The following is a 939-nucleotide window of genomic DNA, read 5'->3' as shown; positions in this document are numbered from 1 at the left end:
ATCAGTTTCATGCTCATCTCGTCAACGCCGGCATCACGGTCTGGGCAGACAGCAAGGCCCTGACCGGCGCATAGGAGCGGCGATGGACCGGCGAGACGCCATGCAGGCGCAGCATTTCCAGGTGCAAGGGGGTCGGATAGCCCTTATGGCGGTCGAAACCGTAGTGCGGATAGGTGTCGTGCAAGACCATCAGCGCGGCGTCGCGGGCGGTCTTGGCGAGGATGGAGGCGGCCGAGATGGCCGGCACCTTGTCGTCGCCCTTGACGATGGCTTCGGAACGAATGCTCATGACCGGGCAGCGGTTGCCATCGATCAAGGCCAGCGTGGGCAGCGTCGAGAGCGATTCCACCGCGCGCCGCATGGCCAACATGCTGGCGTGCAGGATGTTGAGTTCGTCGATTTCCTGCTCGTTGCAGGAAGCAATGGCCCAGGCCAGGGCCGATTCCTTGATTTCCAGCGCCAGGCTGTCACGCGCGGCTTCGGAGAGTTTCTTGGAATCACGCAAGCCCTTGACCGGACGCGCCGGATCGAGGATCACGGCGGCCGCAAAGACGGGGCCGGCCAGCGGACCACGGCCGGCCTCATCGACCCCGCAGATGATCTCGCCGGTATAGTCGTCGAATAAAGCCAGGGTCTGGGGCGCCGCCTTGGGCATAGCAATTTCCTTCATCAAACTTATAAACCGATCGCCGCAGCGATCCTTCATCCCTGCATGTCAACGGCGTCTTGCACCCATGACTTCACATACCGCGTTGGCGCTCTCCCGGCTGGTATCGCGCAGCAGGGACTGATGCAGGTCGGCAAAGCGCCGCGCCAGGCGCTGCTGGTGCGCGTGATCTTCCAACTGGAACCACATGGCATCGGCCAGCGCCTGGGGCGTGGCCTGGTGCTGCAGCAGTTCCGGCACCAGGAATTCGCGCGCCAGGATATGGGCAGGCC

The 939-nt window shown here is 63.6% G+C and carries 1 protein-coding gene and 1 pseudogene; both read right to left on the bottom strand.

Features of this window, described 5'->3' with window-relative positions; all coding sequences use genetic code 11:
• Window positions 1-13 precede the first annotated feature (13 nt).
• Window positions 14-655: a ribonuclease HII gene (rnhB, locus tag I5W_RS28800; protein ID WP_044531824.1), complete on the bottom strand. Its 642-nt coding sequence runs from the start codon at window positions 653-655 to the stop codon at window positions 14-16.
• Window positions 656-715: 60 nt separating this feature from the next.
• Window positions 716-939, bottom strand: a pseudogene (locus tag I5W_RS28795) (lipid-A-disaccharide synthase); the annotation flags it as partial.

This window comes from Herbaspirillum sp. B65 (assembly GCF_000333555.1).
GTDB lineage: Bacteria > Pseudomonadota > Gammaproteobacteria > Burkholderiales > Burkholderiaceae_D > Herbaspirillum > Herbaspirillum rubrisubalbicans.
Note: the sequence above shows the minus strand (reverse complement) of the source record. Positions and strands in the feature narration are given on the sequence as shown.

Excerpts from the sequence above, each read along its gene's own strand:
- rnhB (WP_044531824.1), bottom strand. The coding sequence starts at position 655 with ATGCCCAAGGCGGCGCCCCAGACCCTGGCTTTATTCGACGACTATACC.